The organism is Rhodococcus sp. AC861, assembly GCF_979256035.1.
Window position 1 is genome coordinate 119,865 of record NZ_CEEDMW010000004.1, and the last position, 24,037, is coordinate 143,901.

Here is a 24,037-nt window from a genome sequence, read left to right on the forward strand (position 1 = left end):
GGGTGCTCGAAGATCGAGCGCGAGGCCGGCTTCGGTGCCTCCCCCGACTGTAATGCACCACAGTGCAGCAGTCGGGGGGACACGCAGTGCGGGTCAGGCGAGGTGCTCGACCACATGGTCGATGCATGCCGTCAGGGCCGTGACGTCGTCGGGCTCCACGGCGGGGAACATGCCGACGCGCAGCTGGTTGCGGCCGAGCTTGCGGTACGGCTCGGTATCGACGATGCCGTTGGCGCGCAACGTCTTCGCGACGGCCGCAGCGTCGACCTTCTCGTCGAAGTCGATGGTGCCGACAACCTGCGAGCGGTGCTTCGTATCCGTGACGAACGGCGTCGCGAACTCCGACTTCTCGGCCCAGTCGTACAGACGAGACGACGAGTCGGCGGTCCGTGAGGTCGCCCAGTCCAGACCACCCTTGCCGTTCAGCCACTCGATCTGATCCGCGAACAGCAGGAGCGTCGCCACCGCGGGGGTGTTGTACGTCTGGTTCTTGCTGCTGTTGTCGATCGCGATGGGCAGCGACAGGAAATCGGGAACCCAACGCTTGCTCGCCGCGATCTCGTCGACACGGGCCAGGGCAGCGGGGCTCATCAGCGCGACCCACAGGCCGCCGTCCGCAGCAAAGTTCTTCTGCGGAGCGAAGTAGTAGACATCCGAATCCGCCACGTTCACGGGCAGTCCGCCGGCGCCCGAGGTCGCGTCGATCGCGATGAGGGCGTTTTCCGAGCCCGCCGGGCGCGACACGGGAATGGCGACACCCGTCGAGGTCTCGTTGTGAGCCCACCCGATCAGGTCCACCGACGGATCGGACGTGGGCTCCGGGGCGCTGCCCGGCTCCGCGGAGACGACGATCGGGTCACCGATGAACGGGTTCGCCTTGGCCACCGACGCGAACTTCGAGCTGAACTCACCGTTGGTGAGATGCAGCGACTTCTCCTTGATCAGGCCGAACGCCGCGGCATCCCAGAAGGCAGTGGTGCCACCGTTGCCCAGCACGACCTCGTAGCCGTCGGGAATGGTGAACAGCTCGCGCAACCCGTCGCGCACCCGTCCCACCACGTCCTTCACCGGCTTCTGGCGATGGCTGGTGCCGAACACCGAGGCACCCACGTCCACCAGGGACTGCAGCTGCTCGGGCCGAACCTTCGACGGACCGCACCCGAAGCGTCCGTCACCGGGCTTGAGGTCGGAAGGAATGGTCAGGTTCTCGGCCATACGGGGTTCGCGTCCTTAGTTTCGTGTGGGCGTTACCGGCGAGATCAGGGTAGTGCAGCGGTGAGGAGGGTCGTGCACCCCGTTCGGTCACGTGCACCCCCGATGTCAAGAGCATCACGCGAACTGTGGAGCGCCGTCCCCGGGCTCGACGTGGTCGTGGACCGTGCCGGGTTCACCGATCACGCTCGACGGGTGAACTTCGGCGAGGAGACATGGACGCGTGCCCGGTTGCTCGCGTGCGGAATGACCGACAACCAGATCCGGCGTGCTGTTGCACGCGGCGTCCTGTCGACGGTGCGCCCGGGCGTGTACGTCGCGCGCTCTGTTCTCGAGGGCTCGTCTGCCGACGTCCGACATCTGCACAGTGTTCGTGCAGCCTCGGTGTCGGCCGGTGTCGTCAGCCACCAGTCGGCTGCTCTCGTGCACGGCTTCTCCCTGTGGGAACCCGATCTGACGCTGGTGCATGTGACAATCGATCGTGCGGCGGGCGGCAGGATCACCACGCGGAGGCATGTGCACGTCGGGCCGCTCCCAGCCGACGACGTGGTGTCGGTCGACGGTCTCCAGGTGACGAGCGCCGCTCGAACCATCGCCGACCTCAGCCGCACTCTCGACTTCGAGGCGGCGGTCTGCGTGGGGGACTCCGCGCTGAACTCGGGGTCGACGACTATCGAGGCGATCCGAGCGTGCCTGGACTCGGCTCCCACCCGTGGTGGGACCTCCGCGCGCCGGGTCGTCGACTTCCTCGACCCACGGAGCGAGAGTGTCGGCGAATCCAGGAGTCGGGTGATGCTGAGAGCCCTCGGTATGCCTGCTCCGGAGTTGCAGATCTCTGTGCTCGATCCCGCGGGGCGGCTCATCGGACGTCCGGACTTCCTGTTCGACCGGCAGGGTGTGATCGGGGAGTTCGACGGCTTCGTGAAGTACTCGTCCCTGGTGCTGAAGGGGAGCAGTCCGAGTCGGGTCGCCTTCGCCGAGAAGCGACGGGAAGACGAGTTCCGATCATACGGGTGGATGGTGGTGCGCTGGGTGTGGTCCGAGTTGGCGACGCCTGACGTCGTCGGGCGTCGGCTGCGCCGGGCCTTCGACATTGCGGCGACGATGCCCACGCCGTGTACTGGTCGTCGTTGATGCACCGCCGTTCGTGTGGCGCACTCCCGATAGGGGGTGCGCCAGACGAATCGGGGTGCGCCACCGACCCCCACCTACCTCACGCGATCGTGTTCCACCCCTCCACGCTCTCGGGGGAGCGGGGGTCGGGGCCGGTGTAGATGGCGGCGGGGCGCACGAGCTTGCCGAGGCGCTTCTGTTCGAGGATGTGTGCGCACCAGCCGGCGGTGCGGCCGCAGGTGAACATGGCGGGCATCATGTGCGCGGGAACTTCGGCGAAGTCGAGGATGACGGCGGCCCAGAACTCGACGTTGGTCTCGATGGCGCGGTCGGGGCGGCGTTCGCGGAGTTCGGTCAGTGCGGCTTGTTCGAGGGCGGCGGCGACCTCGAAGCGCGGTGCGTTCAGGCGCTGGGCGGTGGCGCGCAGGACGCGGGCGCGGGGGTCCTCGGCGCGGTAGACGCGGTGCCCGAAGCCCATGAGCTTTTCTTTCCGGTCGAGGATGCCCTTGACCAGTGCCCGTGCGTCGCCGGACTTCTCGACTTCCTCGATCATGGGGAGGACGCGGGCGGGTGCGCCGCCGTGCAGGGGGCCGGACATGGCGCCGATGGCTCCGGAGAGGGCGGCGGCGACGTCGGCTCCGGTGGAGGCGATGACGCGGGCGGTGAAGGTGGAGGCGTTCATGCCGTGTTCGGCGGCGGAGACCCAGTAGGCGTCGATGGCCTCGGTGTGGGCGGGGTCCGGGTCGCCCTTCCATCGGGTCATGAATCGTTCTGTGACAGTGGAGCACTGGTCGATCCGCGCCTGGGGGACGGCCGGTTGGTAGATCCCTCGCGCGGACTGGGCGACGTAGGACAGTGCCATCACGGAGGCGCGGGCGAGGTGTTCGCGGGCGGTGTCGTCGTCGATGTCCAGGAGTGGCTCGTACCCCCAGATGGGGGCGAGCATCGCGAGTCCGGCCTGTACGTCGACGCGGACGTCGCCGGTGTGGATGGGGAGGGGGAACGGCTCGGCCGGCGGCAGGCCGGGGCCGAAGCGTCCGTCGACGAGCAGCGCCCACACGTTGCCGAAGGTGACGCCCTTGCCGACGAGGTCCTCGATGTCGACGCCGCGGTAGCGCAGGGCGCCGCCGTCCTTGTCGGGTTCGGCGATGTCGGTGGTGAACGCGACAACCCCTTCGAGCCCGGCGACGAAGCCCTCCGGTACGACGGTGTTCTGGGCCATCTGATCCCTCGTTCCCTGTGTCCGCGCGGTCCTCGTCCATGGCCGGACCGGCATGTCATCGCACCATAGTGGGTACGGGTGGCACCCGGAAAACTCGGGAGTAGCGTCTGCGCGGTGACCGAGAACATCGACCTGGCGGATATGCGGGTGGCGTATGGCGGGGACGACGATCTCGAGGAGAGCGACCTCGCCGGCGGCTGGCTCGCGCTCGCCCGCGTGTGGTTGCAGCAGGCGATCGACGCGCGTCTGCCGGAACCGAATGCCCTCACGCTCGGCACCGTCGACGCGCAGGGGCGACCGGCCACTCGAACGGTGCTCTGCAAGGAGATCTCGACCGACGGCGTCGTGTTCTTCACCAATTACGGATCCGCGAAGGCCCGCCATCTCCAGTCGACGCCCTTCGCATCGGCGACGTTCCCGTGGATCGGCATCCAGCGCCAACTCACGGTGCGCGGTCCGGTCACGCGGGTGAGCGCCGATGAGACGGCTGCCTACTGGGCCACCCGGCCGCGGGGGTCGCAGCTCGGTGCGTGGGCGTCGCAGCAGTCGAGCCCCATCGGATCGCGCCAGGATCTGGAACGGCAACTTGCCGACGTGACGGACAGGTTCGAGAACCAGGACGTGCCGGTGCCTCCGAACTGGGGCGGGCTCCGCATCGCACCCGAGTCCGTCGAGTTCTGGCAGGGCCGGAACAACCGTCTGCACAACAGGCTGGTGGTCACGGCGTCCGGCGTCGAACGTCTGCAACCGTGAAACTCCTCGCCGACACCACTCCTCTCCAGAACCCCGATTATCGACGCCTGTGGGCGTCGGGCGTCGTCACGGTCATCGGTGCCCAGCTCTCTGTCGTCGCTGTGCCGCAACAGATCTTCCAGATCACGTCGAGTTCGGCGTACGTGGGACTCGCGGGTGCTTTCGCGTTGGTTCCTCTCGTCGTGTTCGGGCTGTGGGGCGGGGCGTTGGCCGACGTGATGGATCGGCGCACCCTGCTGATGATCACCACGGTGGGGATCGGCGCGACGTCGTTCATGCTGTGGCTGCAGGCGCACCTCGGGCTGAACAACGTGTGGATCGTGTTGGTGCTGCTCGCCGTGCAGCAGGGCTTCTTCGCGGTGAATCAGCCGACGCGCAGCGCCATCATTCCGCGCCTGATTCCGGTGCGGCAGTTGCCCGCTGCGAATTCGCTGAACATGACGGTGTTCAATTTCGGTGCCATCGCGGGCCCGATGCTCGCCGGCGCATTGATTCCCGCTTTCGGTTTGCCGACGCTGTATCTGCTCGACACCATCGCGCTGTCGGTCACGCTGTGGGCAGTCGCGCGACTGCCGAAGATTCCACCGACGGGGGACTCTCGACGCGCGGGTCTGCGGGAGGTCTTCCAAGGGTTCGCCTACCTGGCGACGCAGAAGGTGTTGCTGGCCTCGTTCGTCGTCGACATCATCGCGATGGTGTTCGGGATGCCGCGCGCCCTGTTCCCGGAGGTGGCCACCGAGACGTTCGGTGACCCGGCCGAGGGTGGACTCGTCCTCGGTCTGCTGTTCGCGTCGCTGTCGGCGGGCGCGGTGCTGGGAGGCGTGTTCTCGGGCTGGTTGCCGCGGGTGCGGCGTCAGGGTGTCGCCGTGATCGCGTGCATCGTGGTGTGGGGCGGCGCGATGATCGGGTTCGGTGTCTCCGTGGCGCTCGCGACCGTCGGCCAGCGGGGGTGGGCGCTGTACATGGCGTTGGGCTTCCTGGCGATCGGCGGTGGCGCCGACATGATCTCCGCCGCGTTCCGGAGCTCGATGCTGCAATCCGTCGCCACCGACGACATGCGGGGCAGGTTGCAGGGCGTCTTCATCGTCGTGGTCGCGGGCGGCCCGCGCGTCGGCGACGTCCTGCACGGTGCGGCCGCCTTCATGGTGGGCACTGCCGCGGCGGCGGCCGGAGGGGGTGTGCTGGTGATCGTCGGGGTGATGATCGCAGCCCTCGCGATCCCGGCGTTCGTGAAATACCGCGTCACCGCTCAGACCTGAGCGGTGCGGCGGCACACCTCCGCCCAGGGCGTGGGCTCGATACCCAGCATCTGCTGTGACCGCGTCGACTCGAGGACGTAGGGCGCGGTGCGCTGGTAGGACAGCTGGTTCAGCTCCCGCAGCATCGGTACGGCGAGACCCGCAGCCCGCGTGATCAGCCGGGGTACGACGCGTACGGGCACCGGCGGTCTGCCCACGGCCGCGAGTGTGTCGGTGATCGCTTGTCGCAGTGTCACAGCGGGATTGGTCGGCGCGTGCCACACCTGTCCCCACGATTCGGGGGTGTCGACGGCGGCGATCAGCGCTCGCGCTTCGTCGAGGACGTCGGTGAACGAGTGCGGCACGTCGGCTGCATCGATCGCCCAGACGGCCTTGCCGTCGAGCGCGGCGGGGAGGAGACGCGTGACGTGGCCGTTCGCGCCCACTCCCGTTCCCATGTAGTCCGAACCGCGTACCTCGACTGCCCGCAGAGTTCCGGCGCGGTGCGCGTCGGCGAGGTCGCGCCACATCTGGGCCCGCAGCATTCCCTTGTGGTCGGTGGCGGCGTCGGGCCTTCCCTCGCGCATGACACCGTCGGCGACGGGCCCGTACGGGTACAGCGTGCCGGTGACCGCCAGGACGGCGCCCGTCCGCTCGGCGGCGGTGCGCAGCGACCGCGCCAACGGCGGCCACACCTGATGCCACTGTGTGTAGTCGCTGGGGTTCGCGCAGTTGTACAGCGCACGGGCGCCCTCGGTGAGCGCGCTGAGAGCGTCGGCGTCGGAAGCATCCGCGGCGGCGGCCGTGACACCCGGGACGGCGGTGCCTCGGCGGGAGACGAGGACGACCTCGGAGCCGCGGTCGGCGAGGAGGCGGGCGACGTGGGTACCGACGGGGCCGGCCCCGACGACGACGTGACGATCGGACATGGGAAACACCTTCCGTAGTGGAGAGCACCGCTCTCGCCTTAACTATGAGAGCACCGCTCTCGAAAGTCAAGAGCGGTGCTCTCGGTTACTGTGGAGGCATGCCCACGCCCCGCGAAACCGCACGCACGGAGACGATGGCCGCGATCCTGAGCGCCGCACGGACACAGCTCGCCGAGGTCGGTCCCGCGTCGCTGTCGCTGCGGGCGGTGGCGCGGGAGATCGGCATGGTGTCCTCGGCCGTCTACCGCTACGTGGCGAGCCGGGACGACCTGCTCACCGCGTTGATCGTGCAGTGCTACGACGAGGTCGGCGCCGCTCTCGAAGACGCGGATCCGCGGGGCGGGAAGCCTGTCGACCGCTGGGTGGCGGTGTGTGACGCATTGCGGTCCTGGGCCGCGGCGCACCCCCACGAGTACGCGCTGCTGTACGGCTCACCCGTGCCCGGCTACCGCGCTCCCCGGACGACGGTGGTTCCCGCCACCCGGCCCACCCTCGTGATGGTGAGCATCGTCGTCGATGCCTACCGATCGGAGCCGCCGACGACCATCGAGCCCGGCCTCTATTCGCCGGCGCGCGACTTCGTCGTGCAGCACTTCCGCGAGACCCGCGGGGAGGACGTGAGTGGCGTGATGACGGACGACCTGGTGGCCCGCACCTTGTCCGCGTGGATCACCGTGTTCGGCGCCGTGTCGTTCGAGCGCTTCGGCCACCTGGTCGGCGTCACCGAGGACACCGGCGCGTTCTACGCCGACATCGTGCGGGATCTGGCGGCGTCGCTCGGTCTCAGTGAAAGGTGAGGTGCCACACCGCGAGTGCGGCCAGCGCGCCGGCGCCGTTGAGCGCCCAGTGCAGCCCGATGGGGGCGATGATGCTGCCGCCACGATGGCGTAGCCAGGTGAAGACGAAGCCGGCCAGGGTGGTCCCGGCGACGGCGCCGCACACCCCGATGATCTGACCGAAGAGGCCGGTTCCCAGCACGGCGGAGAAGCCGTCGTTGCCCACCGTCAGGCCGAGTGACGACGCCACGTGCCACAGGCCGAAGAGCAGCGAACCGATGGCGGCGACCGCACGAATGCCGAAGCGCCGCGACAATTTCGCGTGCAGGACGCCGCGGAACGCGAGCTCCTCGGGAACGACTGTCTGGAGCGGAATGATGACCAGGGCCGCAAACAGCGTGGCGCCGACGTTGACGCCGTACCGCTCGTTGAGGAAGGCGCTCTGCGTCAGCGGTATCGACGCGGCGATGGCGACGACGAGAAGCGTGATGCCCGCCGCGGCGGCGCCGTGACGGGCTCCGCGTCCGACGTTGCTCAGTCCCAGGTCGCTCCACTGGAGGCCGCGCGCACGGGCGAAGGCGAGCAGCAGCAGGGCGCCGACCGGCACCGCGGCGACCGCGATGGGGGTCGGCGCGAAGTGCGCGGTCAGGTTGAAGACCACCAGGGCCGCGACGACCACGACGATGTCGACGAGGGTCCTGTCGACCCAGCGGCGGGGTGCCACCGGTTCGGTGGCGACGGCGACTGTGGACACCCGATCCACCGTACAGAGGACGACGCGACATACCGGGGCGGTAGCGTGCTGACATGGTCGACGACGCGCCATCCGCCCTGTCCCACTCGCTGCGCCACGGTGCGTATCGCGCTGACGTCGCCGCCACCGGTGCGGGTCTGCGTGCCCTCGAGCACGCCGGCCGGCGGCTCACCGAGACGTGGGACGCAGGCGTGAAACCCCCGTTGTCGGCGGGACTAGTGCTGGCGCCGTGGCCCAACCGCACCCGCGACGGCCGATTCACCTTCGACGGCGAGACGCATCAGCTCGAGATCACCGAGCCTGCCAGGAACAATGCGAGCCACGGGCTGGTCCGTCGGCGCGAATGGGACGTCGCCGAGCGGTCCGCCTCGTCGATCGCCCACGCCATCGACATCGGCGGCGAACAGGGATGGCCGTTCGCACTCCGTCTGACCGCTCGTCACAGCCTCGGTGACGACGGTCTGACCGTCACTCACACGGCGACGAACATCGGGGATCGCGCGGCGCCGTTCGGCATGGGCGTCCACTCCTTCGTCCGCGCGGGCGACGCTCCTCTCGACGAGTGCACGCTGCGACTCTCGGCGGGTGTGCGCTTGCCGCTCGACTCGGAACGCAACCTGCCCAGCGGCGGCCCCGTGCCCGTCAAGGGCACGGACCTCGACTTCGCCGAGGCGCGGAGCTTGTCCGGGGTGTGGCTCGACACTCCCTTCAGCGCGCTCGTGCCCGACGCGGACGGCATCGCGCGGCAGTATCTGACGCCGCCGGACAGCGCGGCTACCGTGCTGTGGACCGATGCGAACTTCCCGTGGGTGCAGGTGTTCACGGCCGACCCCGACCACGATCAGGCGTACCCGGACCGCGGCCGGGCGCTCGCGATCGAACCCATGACGTGCCCGCCCGACGCGCTCAATTCCGGTGTGGGACTGATCGTTCTGCAGCCGGGCGAGACGTGGACCGGACAGTGGGGGATCAGCGCATGAGCATCCTCGTGTGCGGTGAGGCGCTCGTCGACCTGGTGCCGGACCGGGCCGGTGGCGGGCCGACCCTGACACCCAAGCTGGGCGGCGGCCCGTTCAACGTCGCGGTAGCGCTCGGTCGACTGGGCGCGGACGTGCAATTCCTCTCGCGTATTTCCCGCGATCCGTTCGGCCGCGACCTCGTGGCGTGGCTCGAGGCGTCGAACGTCGGGCTCGATCATCTCCAGCGTGGACCGGAGCTCACCACGCTCGCCCTGACGGTGCTCGACGCGAACGGCGCCGCGGAGTACTCCTTCTATGCCGACGGCACCGCGGACCGACTCGTCCAGGAGCCCGTCGACATTCCCGATTCGATCACCGCGGCCTCGTTCGGCACGCTGTCCCTGCTGTACGAGCCGGGGGCGAGTGTCTACGCGTCGATCCTCGCCCGCGTGCACGAGGCCGGGGTCCTGACGATGCTCGATCCGAACATCCGTCCGGCGGCGATGACCGACGCCGACGGGTACCGCACCCGGTTCCGGTCGTGGCTTCCGTCCGTCGACATCCTCAAGGTCTCGGTCGAGGACGCGGGGTGGTTGGGCGAGGGTGTAGGCGGATCGACCGTCGACGACTGGCTCGCCGCGGGCGTGACCGCCGTCGTCGTCACGCGGGGTGGTGACGGTCTGTCCGTCGTCACGGCGGACGGCGAGACGACGGTTCCGGGAGTCTCCGTCGATGTTGCCGACACGATCGGTGCAGGTGACACGGTGCACGGCGCGATCCTGCACCACCTGACGGAGCAGGGCGTGCGGTCGTCCGGAGACGTCCGTGGACTGGCCGGCGAGCAGTGGACTGCGGCTCTGTCATTCGCCGCGCGCGCAGCCGCCATCACCGTGTCGCGGCCCGGTGCGGACCCTCCCTGGGCGGACGAGGTCGGCGACGACTAGTTTTATCGAGACACCACAAGTTCCGTTACACCGAGCTCGAGAGGGACCATTCGTGCCCGCTGAGAATGCCGACAACGCCGCTACCGCCAAGCTGATCTATCCCGGTGGCGAACACGATATGACCATCGCGAAAGCGACCGAGGGCAACGACGGTATCGAGCTGGGCAAACTGCTCGCGAACACCGGGTACACCACGCTCGACGGCGGGTTCGTCAACACGGCCTCCACCAAGTCGGCGATCACGTACATCGACGGTGCGGAGGGGATCCTGCGCTACCGCGGATACCCCATCGACCAGCTTGCCGAGAAGTCGTCGTTCATCGAGGTCAGCTACCTGCTGATCTACGGGGAGTTGCCCACCTCGGTCGAGTTGGAGAACTTCACCGACCGCATCCGTCGGCACACTCTGCTGCACGAGGACCTCAAGCGCTTCTTCGACGGCTTCCCGCGCAACGCGCACCCGATGCCCGTCGTGTCGTCCGCGGTCAACGCGCTGTCGGCGTACTACCAGGACTCGCTGGACCCGAACGATCCCGAGCAGGTCGAGCTCTCGACGATTCGTCTGCTGGCCAAGCTGCCGACCATCGCGGCCTACGCCTACAAGAAGTCGGTCGGTCAGCCCTTCCTGTACCCGGACAACTCGAAGAGCTACGTCGAGAACTTCCTGCGCATGACGTTCGGTTTCCCGGCCGAGCCGTACGAGGCGGATCCGGAGATGATCAAGGCTCTCGACATGCTGCTCATCCTGCATGCGGACCACGAGCAGAACTGCTCGACCTCGACGGTGCGCCTGGTCGGCTCGTCGAACGCCAACCTGTTCACGTCCATCTCGGGCGGTATCAACGCACTGTGGGGCCCGCTGCACGGCGGCGCCAACCAGGCCGTGCTCGAGATGCTCTACCGCATCCAGAGCGAGGGCGGCGACAGCGCCGACTTCCTCAAGCGGGTCAAGAACAAGGAGGACGGTGTCAAGCTCATGGGCTTCGGACACCGCGTCTACAAGAACTACGACCCGCGTGCAGCGATCGTCCGCAAGACGGCGCACTCGATCCTCGAGAAGCTCGGCACCAACGACGAGCTGCTCGACATCGCGATGAAGCTCGAAGAGGTCGCCCTGTCCGACGACTACTTCGTCGAGCGCAAGTTGTACCCGAACGTCGACTTCTACACGGGCCTGATCTACCGCGCCATGGGCTTCCCGGAGCGCATGTTCACCGTGCTGTTCGCGCTCGGCCGTCTGCCCGGCTGGATCGCGCACTGGCAGGAGATGCACCAGGACCCGAACGCCAAGATCGGTCGGCCCCGTCAGATCTACACCGGCTACACCGAGCGCGGCTACGAGGGCATCGACGGCCGCTGATCGCTCGGCTCCCGCACCATACGGACGGCGCGGTGCGTCAGAACTTCCGGTTCTCCAAGACCGGCAGGTTCTGACGCACCGCGCCGATCTCGTCCGTGTCGACATCGATCGTGAGCATTCCGGGCGCCGAGTTCAGCTGGTCCAGCACGTGTCCGGTGGGGGAGACCACCATCGAGTTGCCGACGCCGACGGGCGCCGATCCGGTGATCTCGATTCCTGATTCCGCCGGGTCCGCCTGACCGCAGGCAGCGATGAACGTGGTGGAGTCGAGCGCCCGTGCGCGGGCGAGCAGTGTCCACTGGTCCACCTTGCCGGGGCCGCGACCCCAGGACGCCGGAACCACCGTCAGGAGAGCTCCGCGGTCGGCGAGTGTCTGGAACAAGCCGGGGAAGCGGATGTCGTAGCAGGTGGCGAATCCGACTCCCACGCCGTCGATGTCCACCACGACGGGATCGGAACCCGGTGCGACGGTGTCGGATTCGGCGAATCCGAAGGCGTCGAACAGGTGGATCTTGTCGTACGAGGTGTCGACGCCGCCGCCGGTGATCAGCAGCGTGTTGCGCACCCTCTCGTCGCCTCCGACGGCGGGAGTGAACATTCCGGCGACGACGGTGATGCCGGCGTCGTCGGCGATGCCGCGCACCGCGGTCGCCCAGGGGCCGTCGAGGGGCTCGGCGACATCGGCGATGGAGCCGCCGAAGCGGCGCATGGTGGCTTCGGGAAGGACGCACAGCCGGGCGCCCGCGTCCACGGCGTCATGGACGGAGGAGCGGACCAGGTCGATGTTCTCCTGCGGATCGCGGGAGGCGGTGATCTGGGCGAGGCTGATTCTCATGCGTGACTCCTGACGGTGACGTGCGGAACGGGAGAACTGGTATACACACAGTATGCAAGAGCAGTCCGGTCGTGAACGCGCCTACGGCTATCTCCGTGACCGCGTGCTGTCCGAACCGGCGTTCACGGGGACGTTCCTGAACGAGGGCGAGTTGGCGTCGCAGATCGGAGTGTCGCGCACTCCGGTCCGGGAAGCGCTGCTGCTGTTGGTATCCGAGGGTCTGGTCGAGATGGTGCGGGGCCGCGGGGCGTACGTGCCGCCGATGTCCGGACGGCAGATCGGCGAACTGATGGACCTTCGCGGCGTTCTCGAACGGCATGCCGCCGAGCGCGCGATCACCGCCGGCAACGTCCCGATCGAGACGATGACGTCCATGTTGGAGCAGCAGGAAGCTCTGGCGACGGGAGCAGCGGAGGACCATGCCCGGTCCTTCATCGACCTGGACGGCACGTTCCATCAGGAACTCATCGACTCGGCCGGGAGCGAGCTGCTGTCCCGGACGTACGCGGGACTGCGAGCACGACAGTTGCGCGCAGGATTGTCGGCCCTGTTCGGGGCGCCCGACCGCAAGCGCCAGGTGTGCACCGAACACCGCGCGATCGTCGACGCCTTGGCGTCGGGCGACCCGGCGCGTGCCGCGGCGGAGATCGATGCACACCTCGACGTCACGATGCGGATTCTGCTGCGGGGCTGAGGTTCTTGCGCACGTACTCCTCTTCCTCGGCGGGGTCCGGGCCGCGGCCCAGGATCAGTCCGATGATCGTCAGCACTCCCATCGCCATGATGTAGACGAACACGGGCACCCAGCTGTCGATCCGGTCGAGAAGGAACGTGAACACCAGTGGGGCGATCGCGCCGCCGAAGACACCGGCGATCGTGTACGCCAGGGAACTTCCCGTCGACCGCAGGCGTAACGAAAACTGTTCGGTGACGAATGCGGCTTGCGGCCCGTACATGAACGAGTGGAACGTCAGCCCGACGACGATGCCGACGACCAGCATGGCGAACGAACTGCCGCCGATGAGGATGAAGAAAATAGCGACCCAGGCGACCCCACCGAGAGCGGCGACGCCGTAGACCACGCGCCGATTCACGATGTCCGACACTGCGCCGGCCAGCGGGATCGTGACCAGCTGGAACGCCGAACCGATCAGGACGGCGGTCAGGACCTCGCTGCGGACGAATCCGAGTTTCTGCACGCCGTAGGTGATGGAGAAGACGGTGAACAGCGCGTACATGACGTCGGGGGCGATCCGGGAGAGGATCGCGGCGATCAGCGGACGTGACTGCTCACGGAACACCTCGGTGATCGGTGCTTCGGCACGGTCGCCGCTCTCCTGGAGGGCTTTGAAGACCGGGGTGTCCTCGAGCTTCAAGCGGATCCAGAGACCGAATCCGACGAGGACGGCCGACAGCAGGAACGCCACGCGCCATCCCCACGACTCGAACTGATCCTCGGTGAGAAAGAACGTGAGGGCGGCCAGCGCGCCGTTGGCCATCAGGTTGCCTGCCGGCGGGCCGATCTGGGCTGCGGACGACCAGAATCCTCGCCTGCGCGGATTGCCGTACTCGCTCGACAGCAGCACCGCGCCGCCCCATTCGCCGCCGACGGCGATGCCCTGGGCGAATCGGAGGGCGACCAGGATGATGGGCGCCGCGACGCCGATGGTCGCGTAGCCGGGGAGCAGGCCGATGAGGAACGTCGTGATGCCGATCAGCAGCAACGTGATCACGAGCAGCTGTTTGCGGCCGATGACGTCGCCGAGTCGGCCGAAGACGAATCCGCCGATGGGTCGGGCGACGTATCCGACCGCGTACGTGGAGAACGCGAGGAGCGTTCCCGTCAGTGGGTCGCTCTGCGGGAAGAAGATGATCGGGAAGATCAACGCGGCCGACGCGGAGTAGACGGCGAAGTCGTACCACTCGAGCGCCGTGCCGGTCAGGCTGGCAGCGAAAGCCTTGGTCAGCGCCGTCCGATCGGGACGGATCACCTGCCCGCTCTCGTGTGTCGTGCCGTCCATGAGGTGTCCTTTCGGGTGTCGTGGTTCATATACTTGCTGTATACAAGACGTATGCGCAACCCCTCGGGCGCAACGAAACGTAGTGGTGACAGGAGCGAAACATGACGACACTGACCTTCGAACTTCCCGACGGCTCATCCGAATCGGTGACTGTGACTACCCTGCTCAATGCCGGCTATGCCGGGCGTGATCAGGCAGAAGTCGCCTCCCACATCGCCGAACTCGCCGAGCTCGGCGTTCCGGCCCCCACCGCCACACCCGCGATGTATCCCGTCTCGCCCTACCTCGCGCAGCAGACCTCGCACGTGGACGTCCAGCACGGGCGCACGTCCGGGGAGGCCGAGTGGGCGCTGGTGATCACCGGACCCGGGCGTGACGACGTGCTGCTGACCGCCGCGTGCGATCACACCGACCGTGAGCTCGAGGTGCACAGCGTCGCGTGGAGCAAGAACGCGTCGCCGGACGTGCTGGGCTCCACGGCCTGGCGACTCGCGGACGTCCGCGACCGTCTCGACGACATCACGCTGCGGGCGTGGGTGGGGGAGTCGGACGCGACGACGCTGATCCAGGACGGTTCCCTGGCGGATCTGCTGACCCCCGACCACTGGCTCGACGTCCTGGAGGAGCGTGGCTTGTTCTCCCCCGGAACGGTGCTTATGTCCGGAACCGTGTCGATGATCGCGGGGGTGGATCAGTTCGCCGGAGCATGGAAGGTCGAGATGCACGATCCGGCCACCGACACCAGGTCCACCTGCGCGTATCGGGTCGCGGAGATGCCGTCCCCGATCGGGTGAGCACCCTCACGGTAGAATCGGCAGGTACTGATCAACGTTGTTCGGTATCAATCGACTACAGGAGTTCTTGTGACCAAGCCCGAGATCGAGTTCCAGGCCGGCCCCCCTCCCACAGACCTCGTGGTCGAGGACATCACGATCGGTGACGGCGAAGAGGCTGTTCCCGGTGGCACCGTCGAGGTCCACTACGTCGGCGTCGAATTCGACACTGGCGAGGAGTTCGACTCGTCGTGGAACCGCGGCGAGTCCATCACCTTCCCGCTGCGTGGCCTGATCCAGGGCTGGCAGGACGGCATCCCCGGCATGAAGGTGGGCGGCCGTCGTCAGCTCACCATTCCGCCCGAGCTGGCCTACGGCCCCGCGGGCGCCGGCCATCGACTGTCCGGCAAGACTCTCGTGTTCGTGATCGACCTGCTGAACGCCTGATCTCAGCGCACCTCCAGTACCAATCTGGCGCCGCCCAGCGGGCTCGATTCCAAGCGCACGGCTCCGCCGTGCAGATGAGCCTGCTGGGCGACCAGCGCCAGTCCCAGACCGGACCCGCCCGCCGCGGCGCGTGCTCCACGTTCGAATCGTCCGAACACGCGCTCCCGCTCGTCGTCCGGGACCCCGCTTCCGTTGTCGTCCACGATGATTCGACTGCTGCCGTCCTGCATCCGTTCGATCGTGATGACGACCGACGTCGCCTCGCCGTGACGGACAGCGTTGAGTACGGCGTTGTCGAGTGCCAGACGCAGCCCCGTCGGGTGGCCCAGGGCCGTGACCGGGCCGGCCGCCTCCACGCGCACGTGCAGGGACGGCATCGTCCGTTCCGCATCCCTGGCCACCAGGTCGGCGACCTCCACCACGTCGATGCTCACGCGATCCGCGGCCGATGTCAGCTCACCCGTCGCCAACCGTTCGAGCGCCGCCAGCGTCGACTCCACCCGGCCCTGCGTCCGATGGAGATCGCCCAGGATTTCGCGACGCTGGTCCTCGGACAGGTCGAGGGTGCGCAGCACCTCGATGTCCGTGCGCATCGCCGTCAGGGGCGTCCGCAGTTCGTGCGCCGACACCGCTGCGAAATCGCGGGCGGTCTCGAGCGCGCTCTCAGTTCGTTCCTGAGCGTCGGAGACGCGTTGGAGCATGTCGCCCACGGCGGCGGCCAACGCATCCGCTTCGCGCACCCCGGTGGACTTGCGCGGCGGCGTCGGCGGGTCCTTCGCGACGTCGCGGGTGAGCCGCATCAACGGCCGGACGGCACGGCCGCCGAAGATCCACCCCAGCACCGTCGAGGCGCTGACGGCCAGCGCCCCGGCCTGCAACACCTGTCGTTGCTGGTCGTCGGTGATGTCCTGCGCCTCCGAGAGCGGCACCCCGATGGAGACCTCGGCGTCCTGCCGATCGGGAACCACGGCTGTGTACACGCGGAACGGGGTTCCGTCGACATCGGCGGTCGACGAGCCCAGGGTCAGGTCCGGAAGTTCAGGTTGCGTACTCGCGCGCACGGTGTCGGCCTGGCGGATCGTGATGGCGAACGCCTCCGACCGACTGAGGCTGCCCAGGAAGACCTCGAACGTCTGCGCGCGCGGAACCACGACGTCGGAGGCGGTCTGTAGTCGACGATCGAGCTGCATGATGTTGTTCCGGGAGATCGCCGCGGCAACGTACCAGCCCACCAGCGACACGATGACGATCGCGCCCAGCGCGGTGGCGGCCGCGACACGCGCTCGCAGCGAGAACGGGCGCCGCGTCACGCAGATGTCCGCACGACGAATCCGACACCCCGCACGGTGTGCAGGATGCGTGGGGCGCCACCGACTTCCATCTTCCTACGCAGATAGCCGACGAAGACGTCCACGACGTTGGTGTCGGCGACGAAGTCGTACCCCCACACCAGTTCGAGGAGACGCTCGCGGCTGAGCACCACACCCGAGTTGCGCGCCAGCACCGCGAGCAGTTCGAACTCGCGCTTGGTCAGGTCGAGTGGACGCCCGTTCATCGCGGCCCGGTGTCCGGGCTCGTCGACGCTCAGCGGTCCGACGACCATGGCGGGTACAGACGCCGACGCGACCGAGCCGGGTCCGCCTCGTCGGCGCAGCATCGCCTTGATGCGCGCGACCAGTTCCGCGAGGACGAACGGCTTGGTCAGGTAGTCGTCGGCACCGGATTCGAGGCCGGCGATGCGGTCGTCCACCGAGCTGCGGGCGCTCAGGACGCAGACGGGAATGTCGTTGCCGCGCGCCCGGAGCGCGGTCACCACTCCGTTGCCGTCGAGTACGGGCATGTTCATGTCGAGCACCACCACGTCGGGGTCGTGGGTGCCGACGAGGTCGAGTGCCGAGGCCCCGTCCCGCGCGGTGATGACGGTGAACCCCGACAGGCGCAGTCCGCGCTCGATGGAGCCCAGAACATCCACGTCGTCGTCGACCACGAGCACTGTCGCGGGCCGGTCGGAGTCGGTCGTGGGTTCGGTCATGGGTCGATTGTGCCGAACCGGGCGCAGAAACGACCGCGCCGGTCACATCTGCGCAACATTCCCGGAATCAACGGTCTCTAGTGTTCGCGAAGCTGTCCCGAACCGGAAGAGGTACCACCATGAGCGCGAACACCGTTCGTCTGCAGGCCTTGCGCGCCGTCGAGGCCTACCAGCCTCCGGCCGTGAGTTTCACCGACTCCGAGACGCCGGGCCAGGTGTTCGGGGAGAACGTCTTCAACCGGGTCGTCATGCAGAAGCGACTGCCGAAGTCGGTCTACAAGTCGGTGGTCAAGACCATCGAGCACGGTGCTCCGCTGGACCCGATGGTGGCGGACGCGGTGGCGTCGGCGATGAAGGACTGGGCGATCGAGAAGGGTGCGACGCACTACGCGCACGTCTTCTACCCGCTCACCGGCCTCACCGCCGAGAAGCACGACAGCTTCCTCGAGCCGGTGTCCGACGGGTCGGCGATGGCGGAGTTCGCCGGCAAGACGCTGATCCAGGGCGAGCCCGACGCGTCCAGCTTTCCCAACGGCGGCCTGCGCAACACGTTCGAGGCTCGCGGGTACACCGGCTGGGACGTCACCAGTCCGGCGTACGTGCTCGAGAACCCCAACGGCAACACTCTCTGCATCCCGACGGTCTTCGTGTCGATGACGGGTGAGGCGCTCGACCACAAGACGGGCCTGTTGCGCTCGCAGCAGGCGATGGGCGGTCATGCCGAGCGCATCCTGACGCTGTTCGGTCACACCAGCCCCGAGCACGTGGTGTCCTTCTGCGGCCCGGAGCAGGAGTACTTCCTGGTCGACCGCCACTTCTTCCTGGCTCGCCCCGACCTGCTGAACGCGGGCCGGACGTTGTTCGGCGCGAAGCCGCCCAAGGGGCAGGAATTCGACGACCACTACTTCGGTGCCATTCCTGAGCGTGTTCTCGGATTCATGATGGACACCGAGCGGGAGCTGTTCAAGCTGGGTATCCCCGCCAAAACCCGTCACAACGAGGTCGCGCCCGGCCAGTTCGAGATCGCGCCGATGTTCGAACGCGGCAACATCGCAGCCGATCATCAGCAGTTGTTGATGACGACGTTCAAGACCATCGCCAAGAAGCACGGCATGGAGATCCTGTTCCACGAGAAGCCTTTCGACGGGGTCAACGGCTCGGGTAAGCACGTCAACTTCTCCCTGGGCAACTCCGAACTCGGCAGCCTGCTCGTACCCGGAGACACCCCGCACGACAACGCCCAGTTCCTGGTGTTCTGCGCCGCCGTGATCCGCGCCGTGCACAAGTACGCGGGCCTGCTGCGCGCCTCGGTCGCGTCGGCGACCAACGACCACCGCCTCGGTGCCAACGAGGCTCCGCCCGCGATCATCTCGATCTTCCTGGGCGACCAGTTGGCCGATGTCTTCGACCAGATCGCCAAGGGCGCGGCGACGTCGTCGAAGGGCAAGGGCACGATGATGATCGGGGCGGATACCCTTCCCGTTCTGCCGACGGACCCGGGCGACCGCAACCGCACCAGCCCGTTCGCGTTCACGGGCAACAGGTTCGAGTTCCGCGCACCGGGATCCATGCAGACGGTCAACGAGCCGATGGTCGTCATCAACACGATCATGGCCGAGTCCCTGGACTACATGGCCACCGAACTGGAGACGGCTGTCGCGGACGGCGTCGACTTCGACACCGCGGTGCAGAACCTGTTGACGCAGATCATCACCGATCACGGCGCCGTGGTGTTCAACGGCGACGGATACTCCGAGAACTGGCCGATCGAGGCCGAGGCTCGTGGACTGGCGAACCTGCGCACCACTCTCGACGCTCTGCCCGAGCTCATCACCGACGAGGCTCTCGCGCTGTTCGGCAAGTACAACGTCTTCAACTCGCGGGAGATGCACAGCCGCTACGAGATCGGGCTCGAGCAGTACGCGTTGACCATCGGAGTCGAGGCACGGTTGACCCTCGAGATGGGGACCACCATCGTGCTTCCCGCAGCGGTCCGCTACCAGACCGAGGTGGCCCAGAACCTGGCCGCGTTGAAGGCGGTCGGGGTCGAGATCGACATGGCGCCGCTCGATGCCGTGTCCGAACCCCTCGCTGCTCTCCGCGCGGGGTTGGCGACGCTGAAGGCAGCGCTCGCGGCCGACACCGGTCACGACGCTCTCGGTGAGGCGACGCACGCGAAGGAAGCCCTGCTCCCCGCGATGGCGGCAGTGCGTGCGGCCGCGGACACACTCGAGGAGGTCGTGGCCGACGACCTGTGGCCGCTGCCGACGTACCAGGAGATGTTGTTCGTCCTGTGACTCGGGGCCCGCGCTGGTGACATCCCCTCGAGCCGTCTCGGATGTCCGATTTCGGGACGGCTCGGTCTCCGGCAGGCGGTAACTTTCCGCCTCGGGGGTGATCGATGTGTCGTACAGCGCGATGTCGATGTTCACAGTGCCGATGCGCATCGGGCTGGTGGTGACGGCTGTTGCCGCGACCGTGGTGGTCAGTGCGGTATCCGCCGTCGCTGCGCCGGCGGAGTCCGGTGTGGGGTCGACGTACCGGTGCACGGGCGATGTCGCCGGAGCAGCCGAGGATCCGGTGGTCCTGGTGCACGGCACCTGGACGACCAGCGCCGAGGACTTCGGCGCCGTTCTCGAACCGTGGCTCACGCAGACCGGTCGGCCCTTCTGCACGGTGGAACTTCCGAGTCGCGCGACGGTGGACGTCCAGATCAGTACGCAGTACGTGGTCGACGCCGTGCTGCGCACCGCGGATGCCCGCGGCGGCCCGGTCGACCTGGTCGGACACAGTCAGGGTGGGACGCTCGCGGCGTGGGCGGTCAAGTCCGACCCGGACGTCGCTGCCGTCGTCGACGACGTCGTGGGCCTCGCTCCCGTCGGAGCCGGACAGGACACCGACGCCGTCTGCGGTGCGCTCGGTGGGTGCGCCGCCCCCATCTGGCAGTTCTCCACGGGCTCGGACTTCATGACTGCCCTCGTCGAGACGCCGTTCCCGGCCGGGTCGTCGGTGACCACCGTCGCGACCGCCTTCGACGAGCTGGTGCGGCCGGCTCCCGCCGCCAACGCGATGACCGGTGCTGCCAACCTGGTGATCCAGGATGTCTGCCCGGGGAAGTACGTGTCCCACGTGCTGCTGCCGTCCGATGCCACCGCTATCGCGATGCTGGCCGACGCGCTCGACCACGACGGTCCGGCGGATCGCTCCCGCATCGGTACGCAGAGCTGCCTGCAGCTCACCCCGCCCGGCACCGATCCGCTGGGACCGCTGAAGACGGCGCCGTCCGCCCTGGCCGGTCTGGTGCAGGCGCAGGTGCAGACTCGACTGCTCCCTGGCGAACCGCCCTTCCTCGGCCCCTGACGTTCGGCCGAGCGGCGGAACGGGTACGAACATCAATCATGAGCGAGAATGCACCGTCCGTCCTGTGGTTCCGGCGCGACCTCCGACTCGGCGATCATCCGGCCCTGGCGCACGCGGCCGAGGACGGACGGGACGTGCTGGCACTGTTCGTCCTGGACGAGCACCTGCTGGGGCCGTCCGGACCGGCGCGGCGCGATGTGCTGTTCCGCTCGCTCACCGCGCTGAACGAGCAGCTGGGCGGCCGGTTGCTGGTCGTCAAGGGAGACCCGGTCACCGCGGTGCCGGCCGTCGCGAAGGCGGTCGGGGCCGATGCCGTCCACGTCAGCGAGGACTTCGGACCGTACGGTCGCCGGCGTGACGACGCGGTGGCGGAATCGGTGGACCTGGTCCGCACCGGCTCCCCGTACGCGGTGTCACCGGGACGGATCCGCAAGGACGACGGCGAGGGCTTCAAGGTCTTCACACCGTTCTATCGCCGGTGGCAGGAGCACGGGTGGCGTGGCCCTGCGGACACGTCCGCGAAGACGGCCACATGGATCGATCCGGACAGCCTCTCGGGCGGCCCTGCGCGGACCGACATCCCGGAGGAGAGCACGCACGCGGACGTCGACGCGGGGGAGAAGGCGGCACTGGCCTCGTGGGCCGACTTCCGCGACGACCGCGCCGCCGGGTACGACGACGAGCGCAACCGTCCCGACAAGGACAGCACCAGCCGCATGTCGGTGCATCTGAAGTACGGCACCATCCATCCGCGGACGATGCTCGCCGACCTCGCGTCTCTGAAGAACGACGGATCGGAGGCGTACCGACGCGAGCTGTGCTTCCGAGACTTCTACGGGGACATCCTCTTCCGCCGTCCGGACAGCGCCCGCGAGAACTACGACAAGCGATTCGATGCCATCGAACTCGACTCCGGCAAGCACGCGGACGAGCTGTTCCAGGCATGGTGCGACGGCAGGACGGGTTTCCCCATCGTCGACGCCGGGATGCGACAACTGGTGTCCGAGAACTGGATGCACAATCGTGTGCGCATGATCGTCGCGTCGTTCTTGGTCAAGGACCTGCACCTGCCGTGGTGGCGTGGAGCGCGCTTCTTCCTGCATCACCTGATGGACGGTGACATCGCCAGCAATCAGCACGGGTGGCAGTGGACTGCCGGCACGGGAACGGACGCGTCCCCGTACTTCCGCGTCTTCAACCCCACCACGCAGGGAGAGAAGTTCGACCCGAACGGTGACTACGTGCGTCGGTGGGTCCCCGAACTGCGCGGCATCGACGGCAAGGCCGTGCACATGCTGAAGGACGGTCGGCCCGAGGACTACCCCGAGCCGATCGTCGACCACAAGCACGAGCGGGAGGAAGCGTTGCGTCGCTTCGCCGCACTCAAGTCCTGAAGACGGCCGCGAGCGCATCGAGCACCGACGCGTCCTCGATGGTCGACGGCACCACCACCTCGGAGCCGTCGGCCATCTGCCGCATCGTCTTTCGCAGGATCTTGCCCGAGCGGGTCTTCGGCAGCGCCTGCACCACGGTGACGTCGCGGAAGGTCGCAACGGCGCCGATGTCGGCGCGCACCGCGGCGACGAGTTCCGCCCGCAGCGTGTCCTCGTCGATGGACACCCCGGACTTCAGCACCACGTACGCGCTCGGTCGCTGTCCCTTCGTCTCGTCGTGGATGCCGATGACGGCACATTCCGCGACGGCCGGGTGCGACGCGATCACGGCTTCGATACTGCCCGTGGACAATCGGTGCCCGGCGACGTTGATGACGTCGTCCGTGCGGCCCAGCACGTAGACGTATCCGTCGGCGTCGACGTATCCGGAGTCGCCCGTGAGGTAGTGCCCGTCGAAGGCATCGAGATAGGACTTCACGAATCGCTCGTCGTCGTTCCACAGACCCGTGAGAGTGCCCGGGGGGAGCGGTAGTTCGAGCACGATGTTGCCCTCCGTGTTCTCGGGCACTGCCGCACCGGATGCGTCGAGGACGCCGACGCGGAAACCGGGAACGGGGACGGTGGGTGAGCCGGACTTGATCGGCATCGCTTCCAGACCTCGAAGGTTCGCGCAGATGGCCCACCCGGTCTCCGTCTGCCACCAATGATCCACGACCGGCTTGCCGAGGATTCTGGACGCCCACGCGAAGGTGTCGGGGTCGAGACGCTCCCCGGCGACGAACAGCGTTTCGAGCGACGACACGTCGTACTCGTCCAGCAGCGCCGCGTCGGGGTCGACCTTGCGGATGGCGCGCAGTGCGGTCGGCGCCGTGAACAGCGCTCGGACGCCGTAGTCGGCGATGACGCGCCAGAACGCGCCGGCATCGGGCGTTCCCACCGGCTTGCCTTCGTACAGAACGGTTGTCGCGCCGGCGAACAGGGGGCCGTACACGATGTAGCTGTGGCCGACCACCCACCCGACGTCCGACGCCGTCCACATGACCTGGCCGGGACCGACGTCGTAGATGTTGCGCATCGACCACGTCAGGGCCACGGCATGGCCGCCGTTGTCGCGCACCACGCCCTTCGGCTTCCCTGTGGTACCCGACGTGTAGAGGATGTACAGCGGATCGGTGGCCGCGACGGTGACCGGGTCGGCAGGTTCCGCCGTCTCCATCTCGAGGTCCCAGTCCAGCCAGGTCGCCGGTGTCTCGATCGAGACCTCCGGCCTGGTCCTGACGATCACGGCGCGCGGCGTCGCGGTCGACATCTCGAGGGCCGCCGCGACAGGGGTCACGTAATCGACGGTGCGACCCGGTTCCAGGCCACCCGTCGCCGTGACGACGACGACCGGGTCCGCGTCGTCGATACGTGCGGCCAGTTCCTTGGCCGCGAAACCGCCGAACACGACGGAGTGGACGGCGCCGAGCCGCGCGCACGCGAGCATCGCGACGACGGCTTCGGGGATCATGGGCATGTAGAGGACGACGCGGTCGCCCGTGCGGACACCGTGGGCGGCGAGCACCCCGGCGAATCGCGACACCGTGGCCAACAGTTCGGCGTAGGTGAACGACACCCGCGCTCCCGTCATCGCCGAGTCGTGGATGAGCGCCACTCGGTCGCCCGCGCCCGCGGCGACATGCCGGTCCAGCGCATTCACACAGGTGTTCAGGGTGCCGCCCGGAAACCAGCGGTAGAACGGTGGCGTCGTGGAGTCGAGGGCCCGTGTCGGGGCGCTCTCCCAGTCGACCGCGCGCGCGGCGTCCAGCCAGAAGGTCTCGGGATCGGTCGCGGCGGCGTCGTACGCCCTGCGGTAGGCACCGGATTCGCTCATGACCCGACTGTAATATTCGTCCGCGTTCCGTAAGGTCGAGTC

22 protein-coding genes are annotated in these 24,037 nt (G+C 67.9%); 13 read left to right on the plus strand and 9 right to left on the minus strand.

What is annotated here, in order from left to right; translation table 11 throughout:
- Positions 1-93: 93 nt before the first annotated feature.
- On the minus strand, positions 94-1,215 hold the full coding sequence (serC, locus tag AC0IX4_RS14025) for a phosphoserine transaminase (protein WP_471829468.1): 1,122 nt from the start codon (positions 1,213-1,215) through the stop codon (positions 94-96).
- Positions 1,216-1,317: 102 nt separating this feature from the next.
- Between serC and AC0IX4_RS14030 the strand changes: the two genes are divergently transcribed.
- A complete protein-coding gene (locus AC0IX4_RS14030; protein WP_471829470.1) occupies positions 1,318-2,346 on the plus strand; it encodes a type IV toxin-antitoxin system AbiEi family antitoxin domain-containing protein in 1,029 nt (342 codons plus the stop codon).
- 79 nt (positions 2,347-2,425) lie between these two features.
- Here the strand turns inward: AC0IX4_RS14030 and AC0IX4_RS14035 are convergent, their stop codons facing one another.
- A complete protein-coding gene (locus AC0IX4_RS14035; RefSeq protein WP_471829472.1) occupies positions 2,426-3,547 on the minus strand; it encodes a citrate synthase 2 in 1,122 nt (373 codons plus the stop codon).
- 141 nt (positions 3,548-3,688) lie between these two features.
- On the opposite strand from AC0IX4_RS14035, the gene pdxH reads away from it, so the two are divergent.
- Both pdxH and AC0IX4_RS14045 read left to right on the plus strand, forming a co-directional pair.
- Positions 3,689-4,300: a pyridoxamine 5'-phosphate oxidase gene (gene pdxH / locus AC0IX4_RS14040; protein ID WP_471829923.1), complete on the plus strand. Its 612-nt coding sequence runs from the start codon at positions 3,689-3,691 to the stop codon at positions 4,298-4,300.
- Entirely contained in the window at positions 4,297-5,559 is a 1,263-nt protein-coding gene (locus AC0IX4_RS14045) for an MFS transporter (protein ID WP_471829474.1), read from the plus strand. The genes pdxH and AC0IX4_RS14045 overlap by 4 nt, the downstream gene beginning before the upstream one ends.
- Here the strand turns inward: AC0IX4_RS14045 and AC0IX4_RS14050 are convergent.
- A complete protein-coding gene (locus AC0IX4_RS14050) occupies positions 5,550-6,467 on the minus strand; it encodes an NAD-dependent epimerase/dehydratase family protein (protein WP_471829475.1) in 918 nt (305 codons plus the stop codon). The two genes, AC0IX4_RS14045 and AC0IX4_RS14050, sit on opposite strands and share 10 nt — an antisense overlap.
- Positions 6,468-6,565: 98 nt before the next feature.
- Between AC0IX4_RS14050 and AC0IX4_RS14055 the strand changes: the two genes are divergently transcribed.
- Positions 6,566-7,264, plus strand: coding sequence for a TetR/AcrR family transcriptional regulator (locus AC0IX4_RS14055; RefSeq protein WP_471829476.1), 699 nt, complete (start codon positions 6,566-6,568; stop codon positions 7,262-7,264).
- Here the strand turns inward: AC0IX4_RS14055 and AC0IX4_RS14060 are convergent.
- Positions 7,251-7,997: a lysostaphin resistance A-like protein gene (locus AC0IX4_RS14060; protein ID WP_471829477.1), complete on the minus strand. Its 747-nt coding sequence runs from the start codon at positions 7,995-7,997 to the stop codon at positions 7,251-7,253. The two genes, AC0IX4_RS14055 and AC0IX4_RS14060, sit on opposite strands and share 14 nt — an antisense overlap.
- 53 nt (positions 7,998-8,050) lie before the next feature.
- Here AC0IX4_RS14060 and AC0IX4_RS14065 point away from each other — a divergent pair, with 53 nt between their 5' ends.
- The 3 genes from AC0IX4_RS14065 to AC0IX4_RS14075 are packed head-to-tail and all read left to right on the plus strand — an operon-like array spanning position 8,051 to position 11,260.
- Positions 8,051-8,977 (plus strand): aldose 1-epimerase family protein, encoded by a 927-nt coding sequence (locus AC0IX4_RS14065; RefSeq protein ID WP_471829479.1) that lies wholly within the window; start codon positions 8,051-8,053, stop codon positions 8,975-8,977.
- Complete coding sequence (locus tag AC0IX4_RS14070) at positions 8,974-9,900, plus strand: carbohydrate kinase family protein (protein ID WP_471829480.1); 927 nt, start codon at positions 8,974-8,976, stop codon at positions 9,898-9,900. Before AC0IX4_RS14065 ends, AC0IX4_RS14070 begins: the two co-directional genes overlap by 4 nt.
- A 52-nt stretch (positions 9,901-9,952) precedes the next feature.
- Positions 9,953-11,260, plus strand: a complete 1,308-nt coding sequence (locus AC0IX4_RS14075) for a citrate synthase (RefSeq protein ID WP_082043216.1) — start codon at positions 9,953-9,955, stop codon at positions 11,258-11,260.
- A gap of 37 nt (positions 11,261-11,297) precedes the next feature.
- Here AC0IX4_RS14075 and AC0IX4_RS14080 read toward each other — a convergent pair whose 3' ends face one another.
- Positions 11,298-12,095 carry a carbon-nitrogen hydrolase family protein gene (locus tag AC0IX4_RS14080; RefSeq protein ID WP_471829481.1) on the minus strand — a complete coding sequence of 266 codons (798 nt, stop codon included), beginning with the start codon at positions 12,093-12,095 and terminating at the stop codon, positions 11,298-11,300.
- 52 nt (positions 12,096-12,147) lie between these two features.
- Between AC0IX4_RS14080 and AC0IX4_RS14085 the strand changes: the two genes are divergently transcribed.
- Positions 12,148-12,789 carry a GntR family transcriptional regulator gene (locus AC0IX4_RS14085; protein WP_042575893.1) on the plus strand — a complete coding sequence of 214 codons (642 nt, stop codon included), beginning with the start codon at positions 12,148-12,150 and terminating at the stop codon, positions 12,787-12,789.
- Here the strand turns inward: AC0IX4_RS14085 and AC0IX4_RS14090 are convergent.
- Complete coding sequence (locus AC0IX4_RS14090) at positions 12,761-14,116, minus strand: MFS transporter (RefSeq protein ID WP_471829483.1); 1,356 nt, start codon at positions 14,114-14,116, stop codon at positions 12,761-12,763. The two genes, AC0IX4_RS14085 and AC0IX4_RS14090, sit on opposite strands and share 29 nt — an antisense overlap.
- Positions 14,117-14,217: 101 nt before the next feature.
- On the opposite strand from AC0IX4_RS14090, the gene AC0IX4_RS14095 reads away from it, so the two are divergent.
- Positions 14,218-14,910: a DUF2848 domain-containing protein gene (locus tag AC0IX4_RS14095; protein ID WP_471829484.1), complete on the plus strand. Its 693-nt coding sequence runs from the start codon at positions 14,218-14,220 to the stop codon at positions 14,908-14,910.
- A 69-nt stretch (positions 14,911-14,979) separates the two neighbouring features.
- Positions 14,980-15,336, plus strand: a complete 357-nt coding sequence (locus AC0IX4_RS14100) for an FKBP-type peptidyl-prolyl cis-trans isomerase (RefSeq protein WP_042575896.1) — start codon at positions 14,980-14,982, stop codon at positions 15,334-15,336.
- A gap of 2 nt (positions 15,337-15,338) precedes the next feature.
- Here AC0IX4_RS14100 and AC0IX4_RS14105 read toward each other — a convergent pair whose 3' ends face one another.
- Positions 15,339-16,646: an ATP-binding protein gene (locus AC0IX4_RS14105; protein WP_471829485.1), complete on the minus strand. Its 1,308-nt coding sequence runs from the start codon at positions 16,644-16,646 to the stop codon at positions 15,339-15,341.
- Positions 16,643-17,368 (minus strand): response regulator transcription factor, encoded by a 726-nt coding sequence (locus tag AC0IX4_RS14110; protein ID WP_042575898.1) that lies wholly within the window; start codon positions 17,366-17,368, stop codon positions 16,643-16,645. The genes AC0IX4_RS14105 and AC0IX4_RS14110 overlap by 4 nt, the downstream gene beginning before the upstream one ends.
- Positions 17,369-17,487: 119 nt before the next feature.
- On the opposite strand from AC0IX4_RS14110, the gene AC0IX4_RS14115 reads away from it, so the two are divergent.
- From AC0IX4_RS14115 to AC0IX4_RS14125, 3 genes are all read left to right on the plus strand, one after another.
- Complete coding sequence (locus AC0IX4_RS14115) at positions 17,488-19,665, plus strand: glutamine synthetase III family protein (RefSeq protein WP_042575909.1); 2,178 nt, start codon at positions 17,488-17,490, stop codon at positions 19,663-19,665.
- 121 nt (positions 19,666-19,786) lie between these two features.
- Positions 19,787-20,728: an esterase/lipase family protein gene (locus tag AC0IX4_RS14120; protein WP_471829487.1), complete on the plus strand. Its 942-nt coding sequence runs from the start codon at positions 19,787-19,789 to the stop codon at positions 20,726-20,728.
- Between the two features lie 38 nt (positions 20,729-20,766).
- Positions 20,767-22,122: a cryptochrome/photolyase family protein gene (locus AC0IX4_RS14125; protein WP_471829488.1), complete on the plus strand. Its 1,356-nt coding sequence runs from the start codon at positions 20,767-20,769 to the stop codon at positions 22,120-22,122.
- Here the strand turns inward: AC0IX4_RS14125 and AC0IX4_RS14130 are convergent.
- A complete protein-coding gene (locus AC0IX4_RS14130; RefSeq protein ID WP_471829490.1) occupies positions 22,112-23,995 on the minus strand; it encodes a propionyl-CoA synthetase in 1,884 nt (627 codons plus the stop codon). The two genes, AC0IX4_RS14125 and AC0IX4_RS14130, sit on opposite strands and share 11 nt — an antisense overlap.
- Between the last annotated feature and the right edge of the window lie 42 nt (positions 23,996-24,037).